General features: G+C 72.2%; 16 protein-coding genes, 1 tRNA gene and 1 pseudogene. 2 read left to right on the top strand and 16 right to left on the bottom strand.

Features of this window, described 5'->3' with window-relative positions; translation table 11 throughout:
- Positions 1–4: 4 nt before the first annotated feature.
- The 12 genes from prmC to ACPPVS_RS03980 all read right to left on the bottom strand — a co-directional run bounded on the left by prmC (position 5) and on the right by ACPPVS_RS03980 (position 14,971).
- Positions 5–922, bottom strand: a complete 918-nt coding sequence (prmC, locus tag ACPPVS_RS04035; RefSeq protein ID WP_426595878.1) for a peptide chain release factor N(5)-glutamine methyltransferase — start codon at positions 920–922, stop codon at positions 5–7.
- Between the two features lie 38 nt (positions 923–960).
- Positions 961–2,049: a peptide chain release factor 1 gene (prfA, locus tag ACPPVS_RS04030; protein ID WP_426594707.1), complete on the bottom strand. Its 1,089-nt coding sequence runs from the start codon at positions 2,047–2,049 to the stop codon at positions 961–963.
- A 111-nt stretch (positions 2,050–2,160) separates the two neighbouring features.
- Positions 2,161–2,376, bottom strand: a complete 216-nt coding sequence (rpmE, locus tag ACPPVS_RS04025; protein WP_426594706.1) for a 50S ribosomal protein L31 — start codon at positions 2,374–2,376, stop codon at positions 2,161–2,163.
- 136 nt (positions 2,377–2,512) lie between these two features.
- Positions 2,513–3,364, bottom strand: coding sequence for a polyphosphate kinase 2 family protein (locus ACPPVS_RS04020; RefSeq protein ID WP_426594705.1), 852 nt, complete (start codon positions 3,362–3,364; stop codon positions 2,513–2,515).
- A 206-nt stretch (positions 3,365–3,570) separates the two neighbouring features.
- Complete coding sequence (locus ACPPVS_RS04015; protein ID WP_426594704.1) at positions 3,571–4,833, bottom strand: acyl-CoA thioesterase/BAAT N-terminal domain-containing protein; 1,263 nt, start codon at positions 4,831–4,833, stop codon at positions 3,571–3,573.
- Between the two features lie 91 nt (positions 4,834–4,924).
- The gene (rho, locus tag ACPPVS_RS04010) at positions 4,925–6,967 is read right to left on the bottom strand and encodes a transcription termination factor Rho (RefSeq protein WP_426594703.1); all 2,043 of its coding nucleotides are present in this window, start codon (positions 6,965–6,967) and stop codon (positions 4,925–4,927) included.
- Positions 6,968–7,253: 286 nt separating this feature from the next.
- On the bottom strand, positions 7,254–8,201 hold the full coding sequence (gene thrB, locus ACPPVS_RS04005) for a homoserine kinase (protein WP_426594702.1): 948 nt from the start codon (positions 8,199–8,201) through the stop codon (positions 7,254–7,256).
- 4 nt (positions 8,202–8,205) lie between these two features.
- A complete protein-coding gene (gene thrC, locus ACPPVS_RS04000; protein ID WP_426594701.1) occupies positions 8,206–9,291 on the bottom strand; it encodes a threonine synthase in 1,086 nt (361 codons plus the stop codon).
- Entirely contained in the window at positions 9,291–10,598 is a 1,308-nt protein-coding gene (locus tag ACPPVS_RS03995; protein ID WP_426594700.1) for a homoserine dehydrogenase, read from the bottom strand. Before ACPPVS_RS03995 ends, thrC begins: the two co-directional genes overlap by 1 nt.
- Positions 10,599–10,658: 60 nt before the next feature.
- Positions 10,659–11,999 (bottom strand): diaminopimelate decarboxylase, encoded by a 1,341-nt coding sequence (gene lysA, locus ACPPVS_RS03990; protein ID WP_426594699.1) that lies wholly within the window; start codon positions 11,997–11,999, stop codon positions 10,659–10,661.
- Complete coding sequence (gene argS / locus ACPPVS_RS03985) at positions 11,996–13,675, bottom strand: arginine--tRNA ligase (protein WP_426594697.1); 1,680 nt, start codon at positions 13,673–13,675, stop codon at positions 11,996–11,998. The genes lysA and argS overlap by 4 nt, the downstream gene beginning before the upstream one ends.
- Positions 13,676–13,705: 30 nt before the next feature.
- A complete protein-coding gene (locus ACPPVS_RS03980) occupies positions 13,706–14,971 on the bottom strand; it encodes an MFS transporter (RefSeq protein ID WP_426594696.1) in 1,266 nt (421 codons plus the stop codon).
- Positions 14,972–15,090: 119 nt separating this feature from the next.
- Here ACPPVS_RS03980 and ACPPVS_RS03975 point away from each other — a divergent pair, with 119 nt between their 5' ends.
- Positions 15,091–15,747 (top strand): FadR/GntR family transcriptional regulator, encoded by a 657-nt coding sequence (locus tag ACPPVS_RS03975; RefSeq protein WP_426594695.1) that lies wholly within the window; start codon positions 15,091–15,093, stop codon positions 15,745–15,747.
- 57 nt (positions 15,748–15,804) lie between these two features.
- Positions 15,805–15,877 (top strand) — tRNA-Arg (locus ACPPVS_RS03970).
- 271 nt (positions 15,878–16,148) lie between these two features.
- On the opposite strand, the gene ACPPVS_RS03965 is transcribed toward ACPPVS_RS03970, so the two are convergent.
- The 4 genes and pseudogenes from ACPPVS_RS03965 to mobF all read right to left on the bottom strand — a co-directional run bounded on the left by ACPPVS_RS03965 (position 16,149) and on the right by mobF (position 18,694).
- Complete coding sequence (locus tag ACPPVS_RS03965; protein ID WP_426594694.1) at positions 16,149–16,682, bottom strand: hypothetical protein; 534 nt, start codon at positions 16,680–16,682, stop codon at positions 16,149–16,151.
- Positions 16,683–16,830: 148 nt separating this feature from the next.
- Positions 16,831–17,094: a hypothetical protein gene (locus ACPPVS_RS03960; RefSeq protein WP_426594693.1), complete on the bottom strand. Its 264-nt coding sequence runs from the start codon at positions 17,092–17,094 to the stop codon at positions 16,831–16,833.
- Positions 17,095–17,119: 25 nt separating this feature from the next.
- The gene (locus ACPPVS_RS03955) at positions 17,120–17,479 is read right to left on the bottom strand and encodes an AAA family ATPase (protein ID WP_426594692.1); all 360 of its coding nucleotides are present in this window, start codon (positions 17,477–17,479) and stop codon (positions 17,120–17,122) included.
- Between the two features lie 33 nt (positions 17,480–17,512).
- A pseudogene (gene mobF, locus ACPPVS_RS03950) lies at positions 17,513–18,694 on the bottom strand (MobF family relaxase).
- Positions 18,695–18,921 lie beyond the last annotated feature (227 nt).

The following is an 18,921-nucleotide window of genomic DNA, read 5'->3' as shown; positions in this document are numbered from 1 at the left end:
TCTTTCACGAGCCGGTCGAGTTCCGGCGCGCGACCAGCATCCGCGGGCGCCCCGTCAGGTCGTCGCGCGACTCGATCTGCTCGAACGCGCCCGTGGCCTGCGCGTCCGCGCGGGCGGCCGCGTCCTGCACCTCGGCGTGCTCCATCACGAGCAGGCCGCCGGGCCGCAGGAGCCGCGCGGCCGCGCGCAGCACCGCGCGCGGGACCTCGAGGCCGTCCAGACCGCCGCCGTACAGGGCCAGGTCCGGGTCGTGGTCGCGCACCTCCGGGTCCACCGGTTCGGCGTCGGGGGGGATGTAGGGCGGATTGGCGACGAGCACGTCAACGGTGCCGTCGAGCGCGCTCAGCAGCGTCGGGTCGGCGACGTCGCCGCACTCGACCGTGAGGTTGGTGACACCGTTGTGGGCCGCGTTCTTCCTGGTCAGCGCGACCGCCTCGGGCGAGAGGTCCACCGCGACGACGGTCGAGCCGGGGACCTCGGACGCCACCGCGATCGCGATGCCGCCCGCACCGCAGCACAGGTCGACGACGAGCGGGCCGGGCGTCGTCGCGGCGCCGTCGATCGCCACCTGGGCGACGACCTCCGTCTCGGGCCGCGGCACGAAGACGCCGGGCTCGACCAGCAGCGTCAGGTACCGGAAGCCCGTCGAGCCGACCAGGTGCTGCAGCGGTTCGCGGTTGCGGCGACGCTCGACCAGGCCTGCGTACATCGGGGCGAACCCCTCTGGTACAGGTGGCGCGAGGGCGAGCTCCAGGCGGTCGAGACCGAGCGCGTGCGCCGCGAGCGCGGTCGCGTCGTGGCGCGGCGACGGCACGCCCGCCTCGCCGAGCAGCCGCGTTGCGCCCTCGACAAGGTCGCGGACGCTGGGCCGGCGTCCGGCGGCGGCGCTCTCGGCCGAGGTCGCGCCGCCGCTCGTCGACACGTGTCCGTCGTCCGTCGTCGGACGTTCGCCGTCGGTCGTCACGCGTCTCCCGCCGCCGCGAGACGCGCGGCCTCGTCGGCGTCGATCGCGGACTGCACCACCGGGGCGAGGTCGCCACCGAGCACCGCGTCGAGGTTGTACGCCTTGTAGCCGGTGCGGTGGTCCGCGATGCGGTTCTCCGGGAAGTTGTAGGTCCGGATGCGCTCGGAGCGGTCGACGGTACGGACCTGCGACCGCCGGGCCTCGCTGGCGGCGGCCGCCGCCTCCTCCTGCCGGGCGGCCAGGATCCGGGCACGCAGTACCCGCATGCCCTGCTCACGGTTCTGCAGCTGCGACTTCTCGTTCTGCATCGACACGACGATGCCCGTCGGCAGGTGCGTGATGCGCACCGCGGAGTCGGTGGTGTTGACCGACTGGCCGCCGGGGCCGCTCGACCGGTACACGTCGATGCGCAGGTCGTTGGGGTCGATCTCGACCTCGGCCTCGTCCTCGACCTCGGGAAAAACCAGCACGCCGGCCGCGGAGGTGTGGATCCGGCCCTGCGACTCGGTGACCGGGACGCGCTGGACGCGGTGGACGCCTCCCTCGTACTTCAGGTGCGCCCAGACCCCGTCCTCCGGGGCGACGGTGCCGCGGCTCTTGATGGCCAGCTGGGCGTCCTTGTAGCCGCCGAGGTCGGAGTCCGTGGCGCCCAGCAGCTGCGTCGCCCAGCCCATCTTCTCGGCATAGCGCGTGTACATCCGCAGCAGGTCCGCCGCGAACAGCGCCGACTCCTCGCCGCCCTCCCCCGCCTTGACCTCGAGGATCACGTCACGCGCGTCGTCGGGGTCGCGCGGGATGAGGACCTCCCGCAGCCGTGCCGCGGCGACGACGGCGGCGTGCTCGAGCGACGGCAGCTCGGCGGCGAAGCCCTCGTCCACCTCGGCGAGCTCCCGGGCGGCCTCGGCGTCGTCGCTCGCGGCCTTCCAGGCGGTGTACGCCTGCGCCACCTGACCGAGCTCCGCGTACCGGCGGCCGAGCTTGCGCGCGTTGGCGGCGTCCGCGTGCACCGCGGGGTCGGCCAGCTGCGCCTCGATCTGCGCGTGCTCGGCGAGCAGCGGCTCGGCGGCGGCGAATGCCTCGCTCATGTTCTTCCTTCGGCTGGGTGCGGCTCCCGACAACGACACAGCGCCGGTGCCCGCGCGGACACTGCCATGGAGGGCAGTCGTCCGCGCCGGGGCACCGGCGCTGTGAGGTTGCTAGTTGGCAGCCTTCTTGCCGTAGCGCGCCTCGAACCGGGCCACACGGCCGCCGGTGTCGAGGATCTTCTGCTTGCCCGTGTAGAACGGGTGGCACGCGTTGCACACGTCGGCGTGGATCTTGCCGCTGGTCACCGTCGACTTCGTGGTGAACGTGTTGCCGCAGGTACAGGTGACCTCGGTGGTCACGTACTGGGGGTGGATGTCAGCCTTCACAGAACTTCTCCTTGGGTGGATGTCTCCGGGTCCGGACGCACGACACGGCGCCGGTGAACCGCAGACCAGCGAACCATTGTGCCAGAACAGCGGAGTGCCTCGAAATCATCCCGCGCGCGGCCCGGGATGACCTCGGTCACGTCGGCTGCGCGTCGAGCCTCGCCAGCTCCGCCTCGACGTCGAAGTCCGCCGGTGGCCAGCCCAGGTCCAGGTCCTCGAGCGCCTCGCGCAGCAGCCGCCCGATCGCCATCCGCGCGTACCACTTGGAGTCCGCCGGCACGACGTACCAGGGGGCGTGCTCGGTGCTCGTGCGGTCCAGGACCGCCTGGTAGGCCTCCTGGTAGAGCGGCCACTGCGTGCGGACGTCGAGGTCACCCGGGTTGTACTTCCAGTACTTGTCCGGGCGCTCGAGCCGCTCCCGCAGCCGCGCCTTCTGCTCCGCCGGCGACACCATGAGCGCGACCTTGACGATCGTCGTCCCGCCGTCGACGACCTCCTTCTCGAAGGCGTTGATCTCGTCGTACCGCGGCTCCCACACCTCGCGCGGCACGAGCTCGTTGACGCGGACCACCAGCACGTCCTCGTAGTGCGACCGGTCGAACACGCCGATGTGGCCCGGCGTCGGCAGCCCGTCACGGATCCGCTGCAGGTAGTGCTGGGCGCGCTCCGTCTCGGTGGGCACCCCGAACGACTTGAGCTGGACGCCCTGCGGATCGACCAGGCCGATCACGTGCCGCACGATCCCGCCCTTGCCCGCGGTGTCCATACCCTGGAGCACCAGCAGCACCGACCGGGTGCCGCCCGTGCGACCGTCCGCGAACAGCCGCTCCTGCAGCTCGCCCAGCCGCACGCCGTTCTTGGCAAGGCGCGCCTCGCCGGCCGCACGTGAATGGTCCCAGCCGGGTCGCGACGACGGATCGAACGCCGCCAGGTCGAACCCCTTCCCGGCCCGCAGCGCCTCCCGCGGGGACGTGGTCCACTTCGACATTGATCGGCTCCCTTGCGCGCGAGACGGACACGCCGCACGCTAGCCGGTCCACCGGACCGGCGCCCGCCCGCGGGCGCGCTCGTCTGTCGCCGACCGCGGTGGTCGGTGGCCCAGCGCGGTGGACATAGACCCTGCGCTCGGCGACCGGGACGGGCGGTCGGCGACGAGCGACCGTGCTCGGGGGCGACGTGCGACGGGCCCTGCGATCACACCGCTGCCAGGAAGGCCAGCACGCGCCGCCAGACGTCCGGCAGCGCCGGCTCATCCTTGGCCTGCTCTGCGGGGGTCCAATCCGAGCTCACACCCGGCTCTCCCGGATACAGGCTGTCGATCAGGTGCCCGGCGTCGGGCACCGCCACGAGCTCGTGCCTCGGTGCCGCCGGATCGGCGTCGAGCGCGGCCGTCGCCGCCCGGGAGAACTCGCAGGACGGCCAGATGTCGTCCGCCTCGCCGCACACGAACAGCACGGGGCCGCCGATCGTCGCCACCGGGATCACGGCCTGGGGGTTGTCGGAGGCGTGCGGGTCGCCCCAGGTTCGCGTGTACGGGACCGCCGCACCGCCGAGGGTCCAGGCCGGACCGTCGCACGCGGGGATGGAGCACCCGACGACGTCGCTCGGCGACGCAGCGATCACACCGTGCACCTGGTCGGGATCGTGCACACCGAGGAGCTCAGCCGCCTCGCTGCCGCGCGAGCCGCCGAGGACGACGATCCGCGCCGGGTCGACGCCGGGCTGTGCGGCCAGCCAGCCGAGGGCGCGCTCGAAGTACTCGAGGGGAATGGCGGACAGGTTCTGAGGCAGGCCCGGTTCACCGAAGTAGGCCACCGCGAGGGCGGGATACCCGCGCATCGCGAGCATCGCCGCCATGAGGGTGTCCACACCGCCCTCGGATCCACCGATGACGAGCACCGCCGGCCGCGGGGTTGCACCAACCGGCCCCGACAGAAAGCGCCCGACGAAGCCGTCGAGGGCCAGCGACGGGCTGCGCCCGCTGAGCCGGGTCGTCGTCAGAGCCCGTTCGAAGGTCGTCGACGCCGTCGATCCGCCCGCGCGCACGGTCGCCGTGAACGTCGACGGGCCGAAGGTTTGCCAGATATAGCCCGAGTCGCGGCCGCTGGCCGGGCGCATCGACCAGACCAGGCCCGTGGCCGCGACGCCGGTGTACGTGCCGCCCGTGCTGGCGTCCACGTCGGCGTTGACCTCGCCGCGGGAGTCCGCGACGAAGGTCGCCGACGAACGCCACACGGCGCCGGTGCGGTCCGTCGACTCGACCGCCACGGTCGTCGGGGCGCCCGACGGGGCGCCTGAGACCCGGACATGGATCGGTTCGTCGAGCAGGCTCTCGTGCGGCGTCACCGTCACAGTGAGCGGCGGGGCACTCGCGCTGCAGGCGCCGAGCGCGGCCGCGGCCAGGATCAGTGAGGCTACGGCGCCGACACTACGAGCGGCACCCGCGCGCGCGACCACCGTTGCACTGTAGAGGTGGGCGCTCGTGGTCGCCCGACGACAACGGCCCCGCGCTCCCGGAGGAGTGGGGGCCGTCGTCAGGCCGGGGCGATCACTCGCTGCCGGGCGTCGTCTTCTGGACCTGGAGCAGGAACTCGACGTTCGACTTGGTCTCGCGCAGCTTGCCGATGAGCAGCTCGATGGCCTGGGTCTGGTCGAGGGCACCCATGACCCGACGGAGCTTGTAGATGATCTTCAGCTCGTCGTGCGCCATGAGGATCTCCTCGCGGCGGGTGCCGGACGCGTTGACGTCGACCGCCGGGAAGATGCGCTTGTCGGCCAGGCCACGCGAGAGCCGCAGCTCCATGTTCCCGGTGCCCTTGAACTCCTCGAAGATGACCTCGTCCATCTTGGAACCGGTCTCGACGAGCGCCGAGGCGAGGATGGTGAGCGAGCCACCGTTCTCGATGTTGCGGGCTGCGCCGAAGAACCGCTTGGGCGGGTACAGCGCCGAGGCGTCGACACCACCCGAGAGGATGCGCCCGGACGCCGGAGCGGCCAGGTTGTAGGCCCGTGACAGGCGGGTCAGCGAGTCGAGGAGCACGACCACGTCCTGGCCCAGCTCGACCAGCCGCTTGGCGCGCTCGATGGCGAGCTCCGCGACGATCGTGTGGTCCGAGGCGGGGCGGTCGAAGGTCGAGGCGATGACCTCGCCCTTCACCGTGCGCTGCATGTCCGTGACCTCTTCGGGGCGCTCGTCGACGAGCACGACCATGAGGTGGACCTCGGGGTTGTTGGTGGTGATCGCGTTGGCGATCTGCTGCATGATGATCGTCTTGCCGGCCTTGGGCGGCGCGACGATGAGGCCGCGCTGGCCCTTGCCGATGGGCGCGACGATGTCGATCACGCGGGCCGACAGCTTCGTCTGCTCGGTCTCCAGGCGCAGGCGCTCCTGCGGGTAGAGCGGCGTCAGCTTGCTGAACTCGGGGCGGTTCTTGGCCGCGTCGGGCTCGGCACCGTTGATCGAGTCCAGACGGACCAGCGCGTTGAACTTGCTCGGCCGGTTGCCCTGCGGCGCCTGCGGCTGCTCGCCCTCGCGAGGCTGGCGGACCGCCCCCGTGACGGCGTCGCCGCGGCGCAGGCCGTAGCGCTTCACCTGGTTCAGCGAGACGTACACGTCGTTCGCGCTGGGCAGGTAGCCCGTGGTGCGCACGAACGCGTAGCTGTCCAGCAGGTCGAGGATGCCGGCGACGGGCAGCAGGACGTCGTCCTCGCTGACCTCGATGTCGTCGAGACCCGCGATCTCGCCGGGGCCGGGGCGGCGGGTGCCCCGCGTCTTGCGGTCACGGTCACGGTCGCGGTAGCGGTCGCGCGAGCGCCGGCGACGACCGCCGCGCTCCTCGGTGTCGTCGCCGTCCGTGAACTCGCGACGCTGCTGCTGCTGGTTGGGGTTCTGCTGCTGGCCGCCCTGCTGGCCGTTCTGCTGGCCCTGCTGACGGTCCTGCTGGTTGCCGCCCTGCTGGCGGTTGCCCTGCTGGCGGTCCTGCTGACCGTTGGCCTGCTGGCGCTCCTGCTGCGCAACGCCCTGGTGCCCGTTCTGCTGGCCGTTCTGCTGCTGGCCGTTCTGCTGCTGACCGATGGCCTGCTGGTCGGCGTCGTCGCCGCCCTGCGGGGCACCGGCGCCGCGGCCCGAACGGCGCGAGCGGCGCTCGCCGGTCACGGAGCCGACGGCGTCGGCCGCGCGGCCGGCGCGGTCGTCGACGGGCGCGAGCTTGGCGTCCAGAGCGGCCTCGAGACCGGCCAGGGCGTCACCCTTCGGCGCGTCGCCGCGCGGCGCGCGGTCCGACTGCGTGGGGACATCGAGGTCGAGCTGCGGAGCCTGGTTGCGGGGCGCGCGGGCGGTCCGGACGGGCGCCTCGGCGACGGCTGTGCTTGCACTGCTCTCGGTGCGGCGCGGCTCGAGCGCCTGGGGGCGCGAGCCCCCGCGAGCGTCCGAGATGGCCTGGACGAGGTCGCCCTTGCGCATCTTGGAGGTGCCCTTGACGCCCAGCTCGGACGCCATCGCCTGCAGCTCGGGCAGGCGGAGCGCCGAGATCCCGGCGCCGCGGGCGGACCCGCCGGAGGTGCTCACGGCGGGATCGATGATGTCTGTCACGAAGGACCCTTCCCCTCGTCGGTGGCCGGGACCCGATGGATCGGGGATCGGCCGACGTCCGGTCGTGGTGACCGAGACGGTGGTGGAGCCACACACGCTGCGTACGTACGACGACGTCTGCGCGCTGTGGGCTGGATCGTTCCCGGGTCGTCGACTCTTCGTCGGCACCCGGTCAATAACGACGCGGGTGACCTGAGGACGAGGTCCGGGGAACGCATCGATGCTACCACTGTCGGCTTCTGCACCCGGACGGGTGACCCGCACGGGCGTACTTCACCCGGTGGGTTCACCTGCTGGACGGGGAGCCGAGCTCGACGGTCGCGCCGGAGCGGTCGACCGCCAGCGGGAGGACCCGCCAGCCGCCCATCGCGCCACCGAAGACCGCCGCGATCGCCTCGTCCGCATCGGTGCTCGCGCCGCCGCCGAAGGCCCGTGCGAGCACCAGCACCGTCGGGCCCGCGCCCGACACGACCGCAGCGACGCCACGCGAGCGCAGGGCGTCCACCAGGGCCAGCGAGTCGCGCATGACGGAGCGGCGGTACTCCTGGTGGAGGCGGTCCTCGGTCGCGGTGAGCAGCAGGTCCGGCCGACGGCCCAGCGCCTCGACCAGGAGCGCCGCACGGCCGGCCTGGAACGCACCGTCGGCGTGCGGGACGGTCGCCGGCAGCACGCCACGGGCGGCCTTGGTGGACAGGTGCGTGGGCGGGACGATCGCGATCGGCGCGATGGACGGGTCGACCGACAGGCCGATCGCACGGAACCCCGAGGCGTCCTTCCAGGCCAGCGTCGCGCCGCCGAGCACCGCCGGCGCGGCGTTGTCGGGGTGGCCCTCGATGCTCGCCGCGAGGTCGATCACCACGTCGTCGGCGAGCGCCTCCGGCTCGGCGATCAGCCCGCGTGCGGCGATGATCCCCGCGACGACGGCCGCCGCAGACGAGCCCAGTCCGCGGCCGTGCGGGATCCGGTTGTGGCAGACGAGGTGCAGGCCGGTCTGCGGTGCGCCGACCTGGTCGAGCGCCGCGCGCAGCGAGCTGACGACCAGATGCTGCTCGTCGTCGGGAACCTGTCCCGCGCCCTCCCCCGTGACCTCGACGCGGACGCCGGGCGAGCCCAGGGCGTGCACCTCGAGGTCGTCGACGAGGTCCAGGGCGAGACCGATGGCGTCGAAGCCCGGCCCGAGGTTGGCGCTCGTCGCGGGGACGCGGACGCGGACGTGGTCCGCCCCCAGCCGCACCGCTCTAGTCCAGACTCAGGGCGGCGGCGATGGACACCACGTCCGACGTCACCCGCACCGGGACGACCTCGCCGCCGTCGGGCGTGCGCAGCGCCCATTGCGGGTCCTTCAGGCCGTGCCCCGTGACCGTGATGACGATCTGCGCACCGGCAGGGACGCGGCCCGCGGCGGACAGGGCGAGCAGGCCGGCGACGCCCGACGCGGACGCCGGCTCGACGAAGATGCCGACCTCGGCCGAGAGGACGCGGTGCGCGGCGAGGATCTGCTCGTCGGTGACGGACTCGATGAGGCCGCCGGACACGTCGCGCGCCTCCACCGCCTGCTGCCAGGACGCGGGGTTGCCGATCCGGATCGCGGTCGCGATCGTCTCGGGCTCGTCGATCGGGTAGCCGCGGACGATCGGGGCGGCGCCGTCGGCCTGGAAGCCCCACATGATCGGGGTGCGAGCTGCTACGGCCGGCTCCCCTCCCTCAAGCCCTGCGTACTCGCGGTAGCCCTTCCAGTACGCCGTGATGTTGCCCGCGTTGCCCACCGGGAGGACGTGGATGTCGGGGGCGTCACCCAGGGCGTCGACGATCTCGAACGCCGCTGTCTTCTGGCCCTCGATGCGGTCCGGGTTCACCGAGTTGACCAGCTCGACTGGATACGCCTCGGCGAGCTTGCGGGCGGCCACCAGGCAGTCGTCGAAGTTGCCGTCCACCTGCAAGAGGGTGGCGCCGTGGGCGACGGCCTGGCTGAGCTTGCCCATCGCGATCTTGCCGTCCGGCACCAGCACCGCGCAGACCATGCCCGCGCGGGTGGCGTAGGCCGCCGCCGAGGCGCTCGTGTTGCCGGTCGACGCGCAGACGACGGCCTTGGCACCCCGGGCGGCCGCGGCCGACATCGCCGTCGTCATGCCGCGGTCCTTGAACGAGCCGGTCGGGTTCATGCCCTCGACCTTGATGTGCACCTCGGCGCCCGTGGCCTGCGACAGCGTCGGGGAGAAGACGAGCGGCGTGCCGCCCTCACCGAGGCTGACGACGTGCGTCTGGACGTGCGCGGGCAGACGGTCGGCGTACTCGGCGATCACGCCGCGCCACTGGTGGGCCATCAGGATCCTTCGACTCGGAGGACGGAGACGACGCGCTGGACCACGTCGAGGCGTTCGATGGCCTCGATCGTGCTGCGCTGGGCGTGCTCGGGTGCCGCGTGCGTGGTGATGACGAGGTGCGCGACCTCGGAGCTCTCCAGCGCCGACTGCCGGACGGTCTCGATGGACACGTCGTGGTCCGCCAGCACGGCGGCCACCTGGGCGAGCACGCCCGGCCGGTCGGCCACGTCGAGGCGCACCTGGTAGCGGGTCCGGGCGGCGTCCGCGGGCAGGACGGGCAGCTCGGCGTAGCGCGACTCGACCGGGCCGCGGCCCCCGAGCACGCGGTGCCGTGCCACCGAGACGACGTCACCGAGTACCGCCGACGCCGTCGGCTGACCGCCCGCGCCGCGGCCGTAGAACATGAGCTCGCCCGCGGCCTCGGCCTCGACGAACACCGCGTTGTAGGCGCCGCGAACGCCGGCGAGCGGGTGCCCGGACGGGACCAGCGCCGGGTGCACGCGCACCTGCACGCCCGCCGCACCATCGGAGGATCCCCGCTCGGCGATCGCCAGCAGCTTGATCACGTACCCGGTCCGCGAGGCCCAGAGCACGTCGTCCGCGCTGATGCCCGCGATCCCCTGCCGGTCGACGTCGTCCAGCGAGACGCGCGTGTGGAAGGCCAGCGACGCGAGGATCGCGGCCTTCGCCGCGGCGTCGAAGCCCTCGACGTCGGCGGTCGGGTCGGCCTCGGCGTAGCCCAGCGCCTGGGCCTCCTTGACGGCCTGGTCCAGGTCGAGGCCCTCGGAGGCCATCTTGTCGAGCACGTAGTTCGTGGTGCCGTTCACGATGCCGAGCACGCGCTTGACGGTGTCTCCGGCCAGCGACTCCCGGACGGGGCGCACGATCGGGATGGCGCCCGCGACGGCGGCCTCGAAGTACAGGTCGACGCCCGCCTCGTCGGCGGCCGCGTACAGGGTCGGGCCGTCCTGGGCCAGCAGCGCCTTGTTCGCGGTGACCACGGACGCCCCCGCGGCGATCGCCTTGAGCAGCAGCGCGCGGGCCGGCTCGATGCCGCCCATGAGCTCGACGACGACGTCGGCCTTCTCGACGAGCCCGTCGGCGTCGGTGGTCAGCAACGACGGGTCGACGACGGCGTCGCGCGGGATCGTCGCGTCACGGACCGCGATGCCCACGAGCTCGAGACGCGTGCCGACCCGGGCCGCCAGGTCGTCCGCCTGCGTCGTGAGCAGCCGCACCACTTCCGTGCCGACGACGCCGCAGCCGAGGACGGCGACGCGCAGGGGCGATCTGGGAGTCGCGGGCACGAGCAATGGCACAGACACAGGACGGCTCCAGTCGGTGGGGTGCCCCAAGAATAGGGGTGCTCAGCCCTGGTCGAGCGCGAGCAGGTCGTCCTCGGTCTCGCGTCGCACGAGCACGCGCGACGAGCCGTCGGAGACCGCCACGACCGGCGGGCGCGGGACGTGGTTGTAGTTGGACGCCATCGAACGTCCGTAGGCTCCGGTCGCCGCGACCGCGAGGAGGTCGCCCGCGCGCACGTCCCCCGGGAGCTGCACGTCGTGGACCACGATGTCGCCGCTCTCGCAGTGCTTGCCGACGACGCGGGCGAGGACGGACTCCTGCGACGAGCAGCGGCCGACGACCTCCGCGTGGTACCGCGCGCCGTAGAGCGCGGGGCGGATGTTGTCGCTCATCCCGCCGTCGACCGACACATACGTCCGGATGGTGCCGTCGTCGATGCGGACGGGCTTGACCGTGCCGACCGTGTAGAGCGTCAGCCCCGCAGGCCCGACGATCGCCCGGCCGGGCTCGATGGAGAACCGCGGCAGCGGAGTGCCCAGGTCGTGCGCGCTCGCCGCGACGGAGGTCGCGATGTCCTTGGCGATGCGGTCCGGGTCGAGCGACACCTCCCCCGGCAGGTAGGCGATGCCGTAGCCGCCGCCCAGGTCGACCTCGTCGACGAGCACGCCGGTCCGGGAGGCCAGGTCCGCGCGCAGGGTGAGCACCGCGCGGGCCGCGACCTCGAAGCCGGAGGGGTCGAGGATCTGCGAGCCGATGTGCGAGTGGATGCCCAGCAGCCTGAGCTCAGGCCGAGCGAGCACCCGCAGCAGGCCCTGCATCGCGGGGCTGTCGCCGTCGGGGGCATGGATCGAGAGGCCGAACTTCTGGTCCTCGTGGGCTGTCGAGATGTACTCGTGCCCGCCCGCGTGCACGCCGGTGGTCACCCGGACCATGACCGGGGCGGGGTGGGCGGCCGAGGCCGCGTCCGCCACCCGGTCGATCTCAACGAGGCTGTCGACGATGAGCCGGCCGACCCCGGCTTCGAGGGCTCGCGCGATCTCACTGTCCGACTTGTTGTTGCCGTGCAGGCCGATGTCGGCGCCCGGGATGCCGGCCCGCAGGGCGACCGCGAGCTCGCCGCCCGTCGCGGTGTCGACGCGCAGGCCCTCGTCGTGCACCCACCGGGCGACCGCGACGGACAGGAACGCCTTGCCCGCGTAGTAGACGTCGACGCCCGCGCCGATCTCGGCGAACGCCGTCTCGAACGCGCGCCGGTAGCCGCGGGCCCGCGCGCGCAGGTCGGCCTCGTCGAGGACGTATGCGGGCGTCCCGAAGGTCTCGGCCAGCACCCGGACGTCCACGCCGCCGACGGTGACGACCCCGTCGGCGGAGCGCACTACCCCCGTGGACCAGGGCTCGGTCACATCCGCTCCGGCGCGCCCACGCCGAGCAGGCCGAGCCCGTTCGCGAGCGTCTGGCGCGTGGCGTCGTTCAGCCAGAGCCGGGTGCGGTGGACGTCGCCGACGACCTCGTCGCCGAAGGGCGCCACCCGGACCTGCCCGTACCACGTGTGGTAGGCCGCTGCGAGGTCCTCCAGGTAGCGCGCGACGCGGTGCGGCGCGCGCAGGTCGGCGGCCTGCGCCACGATCCGCGGGAACTCCGCCAGGTGGCCCAGGAGCACCGAGTCGCTCTCGTGGTCGAGCAGGCCGGCGTCGAACCCGTCCTCGCGCCGCACCCCCGTGGCCTCGGCGTTCCGGTCGACGGCCGCCGAGCGCGCGTGCGCGTACTGCACGTAGAACACCGGGTTCTCGTTCTTCGCGCTGGCGAGCAGGTCGAGGTCCAGGTCGATGCTGGAGTCCGCCGACGAACGCGCCAGGGCATACCGGGCGGCGTCCACGCCGACCGCGTCCACGAGGTCGTTGATCGTCACGACGGTCCCGGCGCGCTTGCTCATGCGCACCGGGGCGCCGTCCTTGACCAGGTTGACCAGCTGGCCGATCAGCAGCTCCAGGTTCACGCCCGGCTCGTCGCCGAACGCGGCGCAGACGGCCATCATGCGGCCGACGTACCCGTGGTGGTCGGCGCCCAGCATGATGATGACCCGGTCGAAGCCGCGCTCGCGCTTGTCCAGGTAGTACGCGATGTCGCCCGCGATGTAGGCGGCCTCGCCGTCGCGCTTGATGACGACGCGGTCCTTGTCGTCGCCGAACTCGGTGGTGCGCAGCCAGGTGGCGCCGTCGGACTCGTAGATGCGTCCCAGGTCCCGCAGGCGCTGGATCGCGTGCGTGACGGCCCCGGACTCGTGCAGCGAGTCCTCGTGGAAGTAGACGTCGAAGTCGACGCCGAAGTCGTGCAGCGCGTGCTTGATCTCGGCGAACATCAGCGCGACGCCGCGCGCGCGGAACGCCTCGGTGGCCTCGGGGGTCGCCAGGGTGCGCGGGTCGGGCTCGCCGGCGGCCAGGGCGTCGGCGACCACCTGCTCGGCGATCTCGCTGATGTACTGCCCGCCGTAGCCGTCCTCGGGCGCGGGCTGGCCCAGCGCGCGGGCGAGCAGCGACCGGGAGAAGCGGTCGATCTGCGCGCCGTGGTCGTTGAAGTAGTACTCGCGGGCCACGGTCGCGCCGCACGCCTGCAGCACCCGCGCCAGGCTGTCGCCGACGGCGGCCCAGCGCACCCCGCCGATGTGCAGCGGGCCGGTCGGGTTGGCGGAGACGAACTCGAGGTTGAGCGAGACGCCGGCCAGGGTGTCGTTGGTGCCGTACTCAGCGCCGAGCTCGACGATCGACCGGGCGAGCTCGCCGGCCGAGGCGGCGTCCAGGCGGATGTTGAGGAAGCCGGGGCCTGCGACATCCACCGACGCCACGCCGTCCGTGGACGTGAGGCGACGGGCGAGCTCCTCCGCGAAGGCGCGCGGGTTGGTGCCGGCCTTCTTGGCCAGCTGCATCGCCACGTTGGTGGCCCAGTCGCCGTGCTCGCGCTGCCGCGGCCGCTCCAGGTGCACCGTCGCCGGGATCTCGGACGGGTCGAGAGCGAAGGTGCCGTCGTCGACGGCGTGCACGAGGGCAGCCCGGAGGGCCTCGGAGAGCTGAGCGGGAGTCACGGGAAAAGGGTACCGACGCCCGGGAACGCCTTACGCCGGGGTTTCGTCGCCCAGCATCGTGGGCCGGCACGCGAACCACGCGGCCACCAGGATGAGCGCCAGCAGGCTGAGGAGCACGACGAACGGCGCGGTCCACGAGCCGGTGGCCTGGTGCAGCAGCCCGATGCCCACGGGTCCTGCGATGGCCAGCCCGTACCCGAGCCCCTGCACCATGCTCGACAGGGCCGCGGCGATCGCTGGGGTCCTGGTGCGCAGCCCGATGAGCGCGAGCTGCACGGGGAACGCACCGGGCCCGAGCCCGCACAGGATCATCCAGACCGCCGTGCCGTGCGTCGGCGACTGCCACAGACCGACGTACCCGACGATCCAGCAGCCGACGAACAGCACGATCGCAGGGTACGGGTTGCGCATCCGGGCGGTCAGGATGGGCGCGAACAGCGCGGCGGGCAGGCCGAGGATCGCGAACACGGCGAGCCAGCGGCCGCCCACGGAGGTGCCCAGGCCGGCGTCGGCGAGGATCTGCGGTAGCCACGCGAACATCACGTAGGTGCCGGTGGTGTTGGCGAAGAACGTCAGGACCAGCGCCCACCCGAGCCGCGACCGCCACACCAGCCGCGACTCCGCGGCGCCCGAGCGGACCAGCAGCGCCGGGCGGTCGGCACGCGGGGCTCGTCGCAAGATCTCCCGCAGGTGCGAGCGCGCGGCGACGGACCGGGTCACGACGACGATCCACGGCACGATCGCGGCGACGCCGACGACCGCCCACATCCCCACCGACACGCGCCAGCCCGCGGCCTGCGCGACGGGCAGCGCGACGAGCGGCGGCACCGCGGTGCTGACCGTCAGCGCGACCGAGTAGGACGCGGTCACGGCGCCGATCCGGTCGGGGAAGTACCGCTTCACCAGCGGGGGCAGCAGGACGTTGCCCATGCCCATCCCGCCGAGAGCGAGGACGGACCAGCCCAGGAACACCGGCATGGTCGGCGCGACGGCTCGCAGCAGCTGGCCGACGACGGCGAACGCCATCGCCAGGATGATCGCCGGCTCGAGCCCGATCTTGCGTCCGATCGGCGCGGCGAGCGTGCCGAACAGCGCGAACGCGGCCACCGGGATGGTGCCCAGCAGGCCGACCTGCGTCGTCGAGACGGGGAAGGTGTCGCGCAGCTGGCCGACGATCGGCGAGACCGCGGCGACGGCCAGCCGCAGGTTCAGGCCCACCAGGACGATGGCCGCGAGGACCACGAGGCGACCGCGCCACGGTGCGACGACGCGCCCGCTCACGGGGAGGGACGTCATCACAGCCGGCACTCCTGATCTAGCACGCGAGAGGCCGCAGATCATCCCTCGCAGGTCTGGCGTCAGCCCGACCCGCCGGTGTTGACTGCACCGCATGCCTGGACACGGAGCCTAACCGGATGCCACGACGGACCGGACTGATCGACACCGCGGTCGACGAGCTCCGTGGGCGGATCGCGTCGCAGGAATGGCCGGTCGGGGCGCGCATCCCGCCGGAGCCCGCCCTCGCCGACCTGCTCGGCGTGGGCCGCAACACCGTGCGCGAGGCGGTCCAGTCGCTCGTCCACGCGGGCCTGCTCGAACGCCGCCAGGGGTCGGGCACCTACGTGCTCTCGCGGTCCGAGCTGGCCGTCACCATGGGGCGGCAGATCGCCGACGCCCGCCAGCGCGACGTGGTCGAGGTCCGGCGCGCGCTCGAGGTCGAGGCCGCCCGGCTCGCGGCCCGTCGGCGCACGTCCGGCGACTCCTCGGACCTCCTGGAGCGTCGCGACGAGAGGTCCGCGGCCTACCTGGCCGGCGACCTGGACGGCATGGTCGCCACCGACCTGGCCCTGCACCGCGCGATCGTGCGCGCCGGCGCCAACCCCGTGCTGACCGAGCTCTACGAGAACCTGCTCGCCGCGATCGGCGAGAACATCCGGTTCAACTTCGTCACGGACACGCACGGGCACGACTCGCACGACGGGCTGGTCGACGCGATCGTCGCGGGCGACCACGAGCGGGCCGCCGACGAGACCACGCGGTACCTGTCGGCGCTTCTGGGAGAGGCGCGCTGATCCGGTTCGCCGGTGGCTGGTAGTGTCGTGCACCGCATCGTCCCCGGACGATGCCCGGCCCGCGTAGCTCAGTGGATAGAGCGTCTGCCTCCGGAGCAGAAGGTCGAAGGTTCGAGTCCTTTCGCGGGCACAGTCTGACCTGCACGAACATGTCGCCGTGTCGCCGGCGTGTCGCTAGGACCGGCATTGGCCGCCCGACGACAGGTCTGGACGACTCCTTCCGGTCTGTTCGCTCGTTTTTCCAGCGCCGTGAGGCTCGAGCGTGCTTCGCCCGCTCCTCTTGGTTGTGCCACATGGCACACGCCACCTACACTGTGATCAGCCCGTTGCGCTGAGCTTCGGGAAGTGGACCCGAGACCCTTCCGGACGGTTGTGGCGCTCGGGTCTCGCGCTGTCCGGGGTCAGACGTCCCGGACCACCAGGGTGATGCCCCCACAGAGCGCCCGCCAGGCCCCACCCTTGGCCCATGCCCACGCAACGGCGTCCGGGATGGCCAGCAGCGGCTCCGACGCAGCGGTTTCGTGCTGGTAGCGCAAGGTCCCGCCGATGCCTGCCTTGCGGGCAGCCTCGATGATCTGCTGGTTGTCGCGGGACACCATCGAGGCGTCGCGGTCGAGGGACAAGTGGTCGTGACCCGCAGCTGCGCAGTCCGCGACGAGGGTGCGCAGACACGTCTCGCGGCGCGAGAGCTCAGTGCGCCCGTCTCTCGGCGCCCGGTAGATCGTCACCTGCGGCTCCAGCAGTGTGATCGTTGCCAGGATGGTGCGCCGGCGACCGTCTGACTCGCGCACCATGTGCAGCTCGGACTGGCCCTGCAGCTGAAGGGTGCGCATCGAGCGCCGTGCCGCATCGACGCCGTTCGGGAGCATCACGGCGGCGACGAGTAGGAAGTCCTTGGCCTTGGACTCGTCGACGAAGACGTGACCGCCCCTCACACTCGCTCCGTCGACTGGCACCGTATCCGCCGACAGTCGTCGGGCACGCGGCCCTCGCCCTGCGGCTCACTCCTGGCCGACCGATGCAACACAGTTCCGGCTCTCCGTCCCTCGGCGCCCTGCGAAGTCGACAGGGTACGGGGCAGGTTCAACAGGCGCGCTCACGTGCGGCTCGCGCGCGGACCGCGTGACCGGTGATCGCGAATCGCCGTCGAGCTTCGCCACGGCGGAACCGCTCTTGCTCATTGATCAGGGCGCCGCGCCGGTCGTTCGCGGTCTGCCAATCCCCGTACCGCACGCCTGGGCTGCTCAGCACAGCCATCGCGTCGTCATAGCGCAGCGCCCGGTTGGCGGCGCCGTCGCCGCTCGACTCGTAGATCCATTTGGCGGCGGTCTCGCATCGTGCTGCCAACGCGCCGGTCAGGGTGGCGGCCGCGCTAGCCGACGGCGCGAGCCGATACGTTGCCGCGGGTATGTCGCCACGCCTCGGCCAGCGCACTCAGGGTCGTGGTCTTTCCCGAACCGGCGGGTCCCACGATCACGTCGAGGCTCCGCGCTGAAAGCAGCACCGCCATGGCGGCGTCGTGCTGGTCGTCGGCAAGGCCGGCCAGGTGCTCGTCGGCGACGCGTCCGGCGAGCCGCGGGATGACGCCGCGCATCGCGGTCTCGTTCGCGTCCACGAGGGTGCGCTCGGCCTGCAGCAACTCGATGGAGGTGAACGTCTCCTCTCCCACCCGATGACGACCAGGATCGGCCGGGTCGTCGATCCGTAAGCAGGCCCGGCCCGCCTCCGTCACGAGGTTGTTGGTCAGCGCGAGCCGGTTTTCGGGTCAGGCCATCCGCAGCATCCGTGAGGACCGCAGTGCGGCGGCGGCGAGGTTCCAGGTCGACCAAACCGATCGGCGGATCGAGACGTCCTCGATCACCTGCGCAACGATCGCGGCGCGAACCTCGGGTCCGACGTCGGCCGCGCGCAGGGGGCGCCCGTACGTGCCCGTCAAGGCGCGAGCGGCCGGGCCGACGGGCTCGATCCCGGTCAGCGTCCGCGCACGGTTGGCCCACTCCGCGAGAAGGTCTCGCAAGGCACGGACCACCTTGGGTGGGCGTGTCTGACGAGTCAGGTGCTGGCGCGCTTTGATCGTCTCAGCGCGTGAAGGGTCTCGTCCCCGCTCCTGCTTGAACTCGTCGGTCCAGCGTTGCTCAGCGCAGTGGATCTGCTCGGCGCGCGTCGAGAAGTCCGCCAGCAGATCCTCGCCGACGCCGTCGAGCTCGAACGCCGGGTTGCGCCGCTCACCCCTGTCGCGGAGCGACGAGGTGGCGCCGAGACGTCGGGTGACCTCGTCGGCGAGCAGCGCGTCATACAGCTCGGACACCGTGACTGCGGCGGAGTGCAAGGTCCGCCCATCCACCGAGCGCCATTGACCGTCGGGACCCTGCACGTTGTTGGCGAGCACGACGTGGGTGTGGAGGTTCGGGTCTCCGGCTCTGGAGTCCCAGTGGTCGAACGCGGCAGCCACCATGCCGCGCGTTCGGACCTGGCGGCAGCCTGCAGCTCCGACCCGGGTGCGGACTACGGAGTGCTCCATGAACTAAATGGCCGAGGCGAGCGCGGCCCGGTGGGCGTCGTGGAGGACGTTTCGGGTCGTCGCGTCACCCAGGCCCCACACCACAGAGACCGACTTCGGTGCCGTGAATGTCAGATCGAAACCAGCCACGGCGTGACGGCCGCCGCCCGGACGGGCCCGTCGATATGGCGCACCGAGCGGCACGCCGCTGGTCGGGTCACAGCCATCACGAAAAAGAAGTGTCAGCGCCCGCTCGCTGACCACACTGTGGGACGGCAACTGTCCGTCACTGAGGCCAGCGAGTCCCGATCCGACCCACCGGCCAGCGGGATTGCCGGTGTTCTCGTAGTACGCAGTCAGTGAGTCACCAGCCGACAGGTCGGCATCGCCGGCAGCAACATGCCTGGTCAGGTACGCGTAGCCCTCCCCAACGGTCAGCTTGTGCATCGACATCACGACGGCCCACCCCCCAACGGAGCGGCCCGTTCGGCGTCAGCTCCTAGAGATAGGTGTGCCGGAAGGTGTGTAAGACGCGACCCTGCTGCTTCCCGAACGTCCAGAACTCACGTCGCAGCGCGGTTCGCGGGCTCGTCATCGAGGGCCTCTCGAGCCTTCATCTCGGCCGCTTACGCCCTCAGGAAGCCGGCCCCCGTCGCCGTCACTCCTGGTAGTAA

The sequence above is a fragment of the Cellulomonas sp. McL0617 genome (assembly GCF_049994875.1).
In the GTDB taxonomy this organism is placed as follows: domain Bacteria; phylum Actinomycetota; class Actinomycetes; order Actinomycetales; family Cellulomonadaceae; genus Cellulomonas.
The sequence above is the reverse complement of the archived record's forward strand: the minus strand, read 5'-3'. Positions and strand labels throughout refer to the sequence as shown.

What these genes read in the sequence shown, in the direction of transcription:
- prfA (WP_426594707.1), bottom strand. Translation starts at nt 2,049, where the DNA reads ATGAGCGAGGCATTCGCCGCCGCCGAGCCGCTGCTCGCCGAGCACGCG.
- ACPPVS_RS04020 (WP_426594705.1), bottom strand. Translation starts at nt 3,364, where the DNA reads ATGTCGAAGTGGACCACGTCCCCGCGGGAGGCGCTGCGGGCCGGGAAG.
- thrC (WP_426594701.1), bottom strand. Translation starts at nt 9,291, where the DNA reads ATGGCCCACCAGTGGCGCGGCGTGATCGCCGAGTACGCCGACCGTCTG.
- ACPPVS_RS03980 (WP_426594696.1), bottom strand. Translation starts at nt 14,971, where the DNA reads ATGACGTCCCTCCCCGTGAGCGGGCGCGTCGTCGCACCGTGGCGCGGT.
- ACPPVS_RS03975 (WP_426594695.1), top strand. Translation starts at nt 15,091, where the DNA reads ATGCCACGACGGACCGGACTGATCGACACCGCGGTCGACGAGCTCCGT.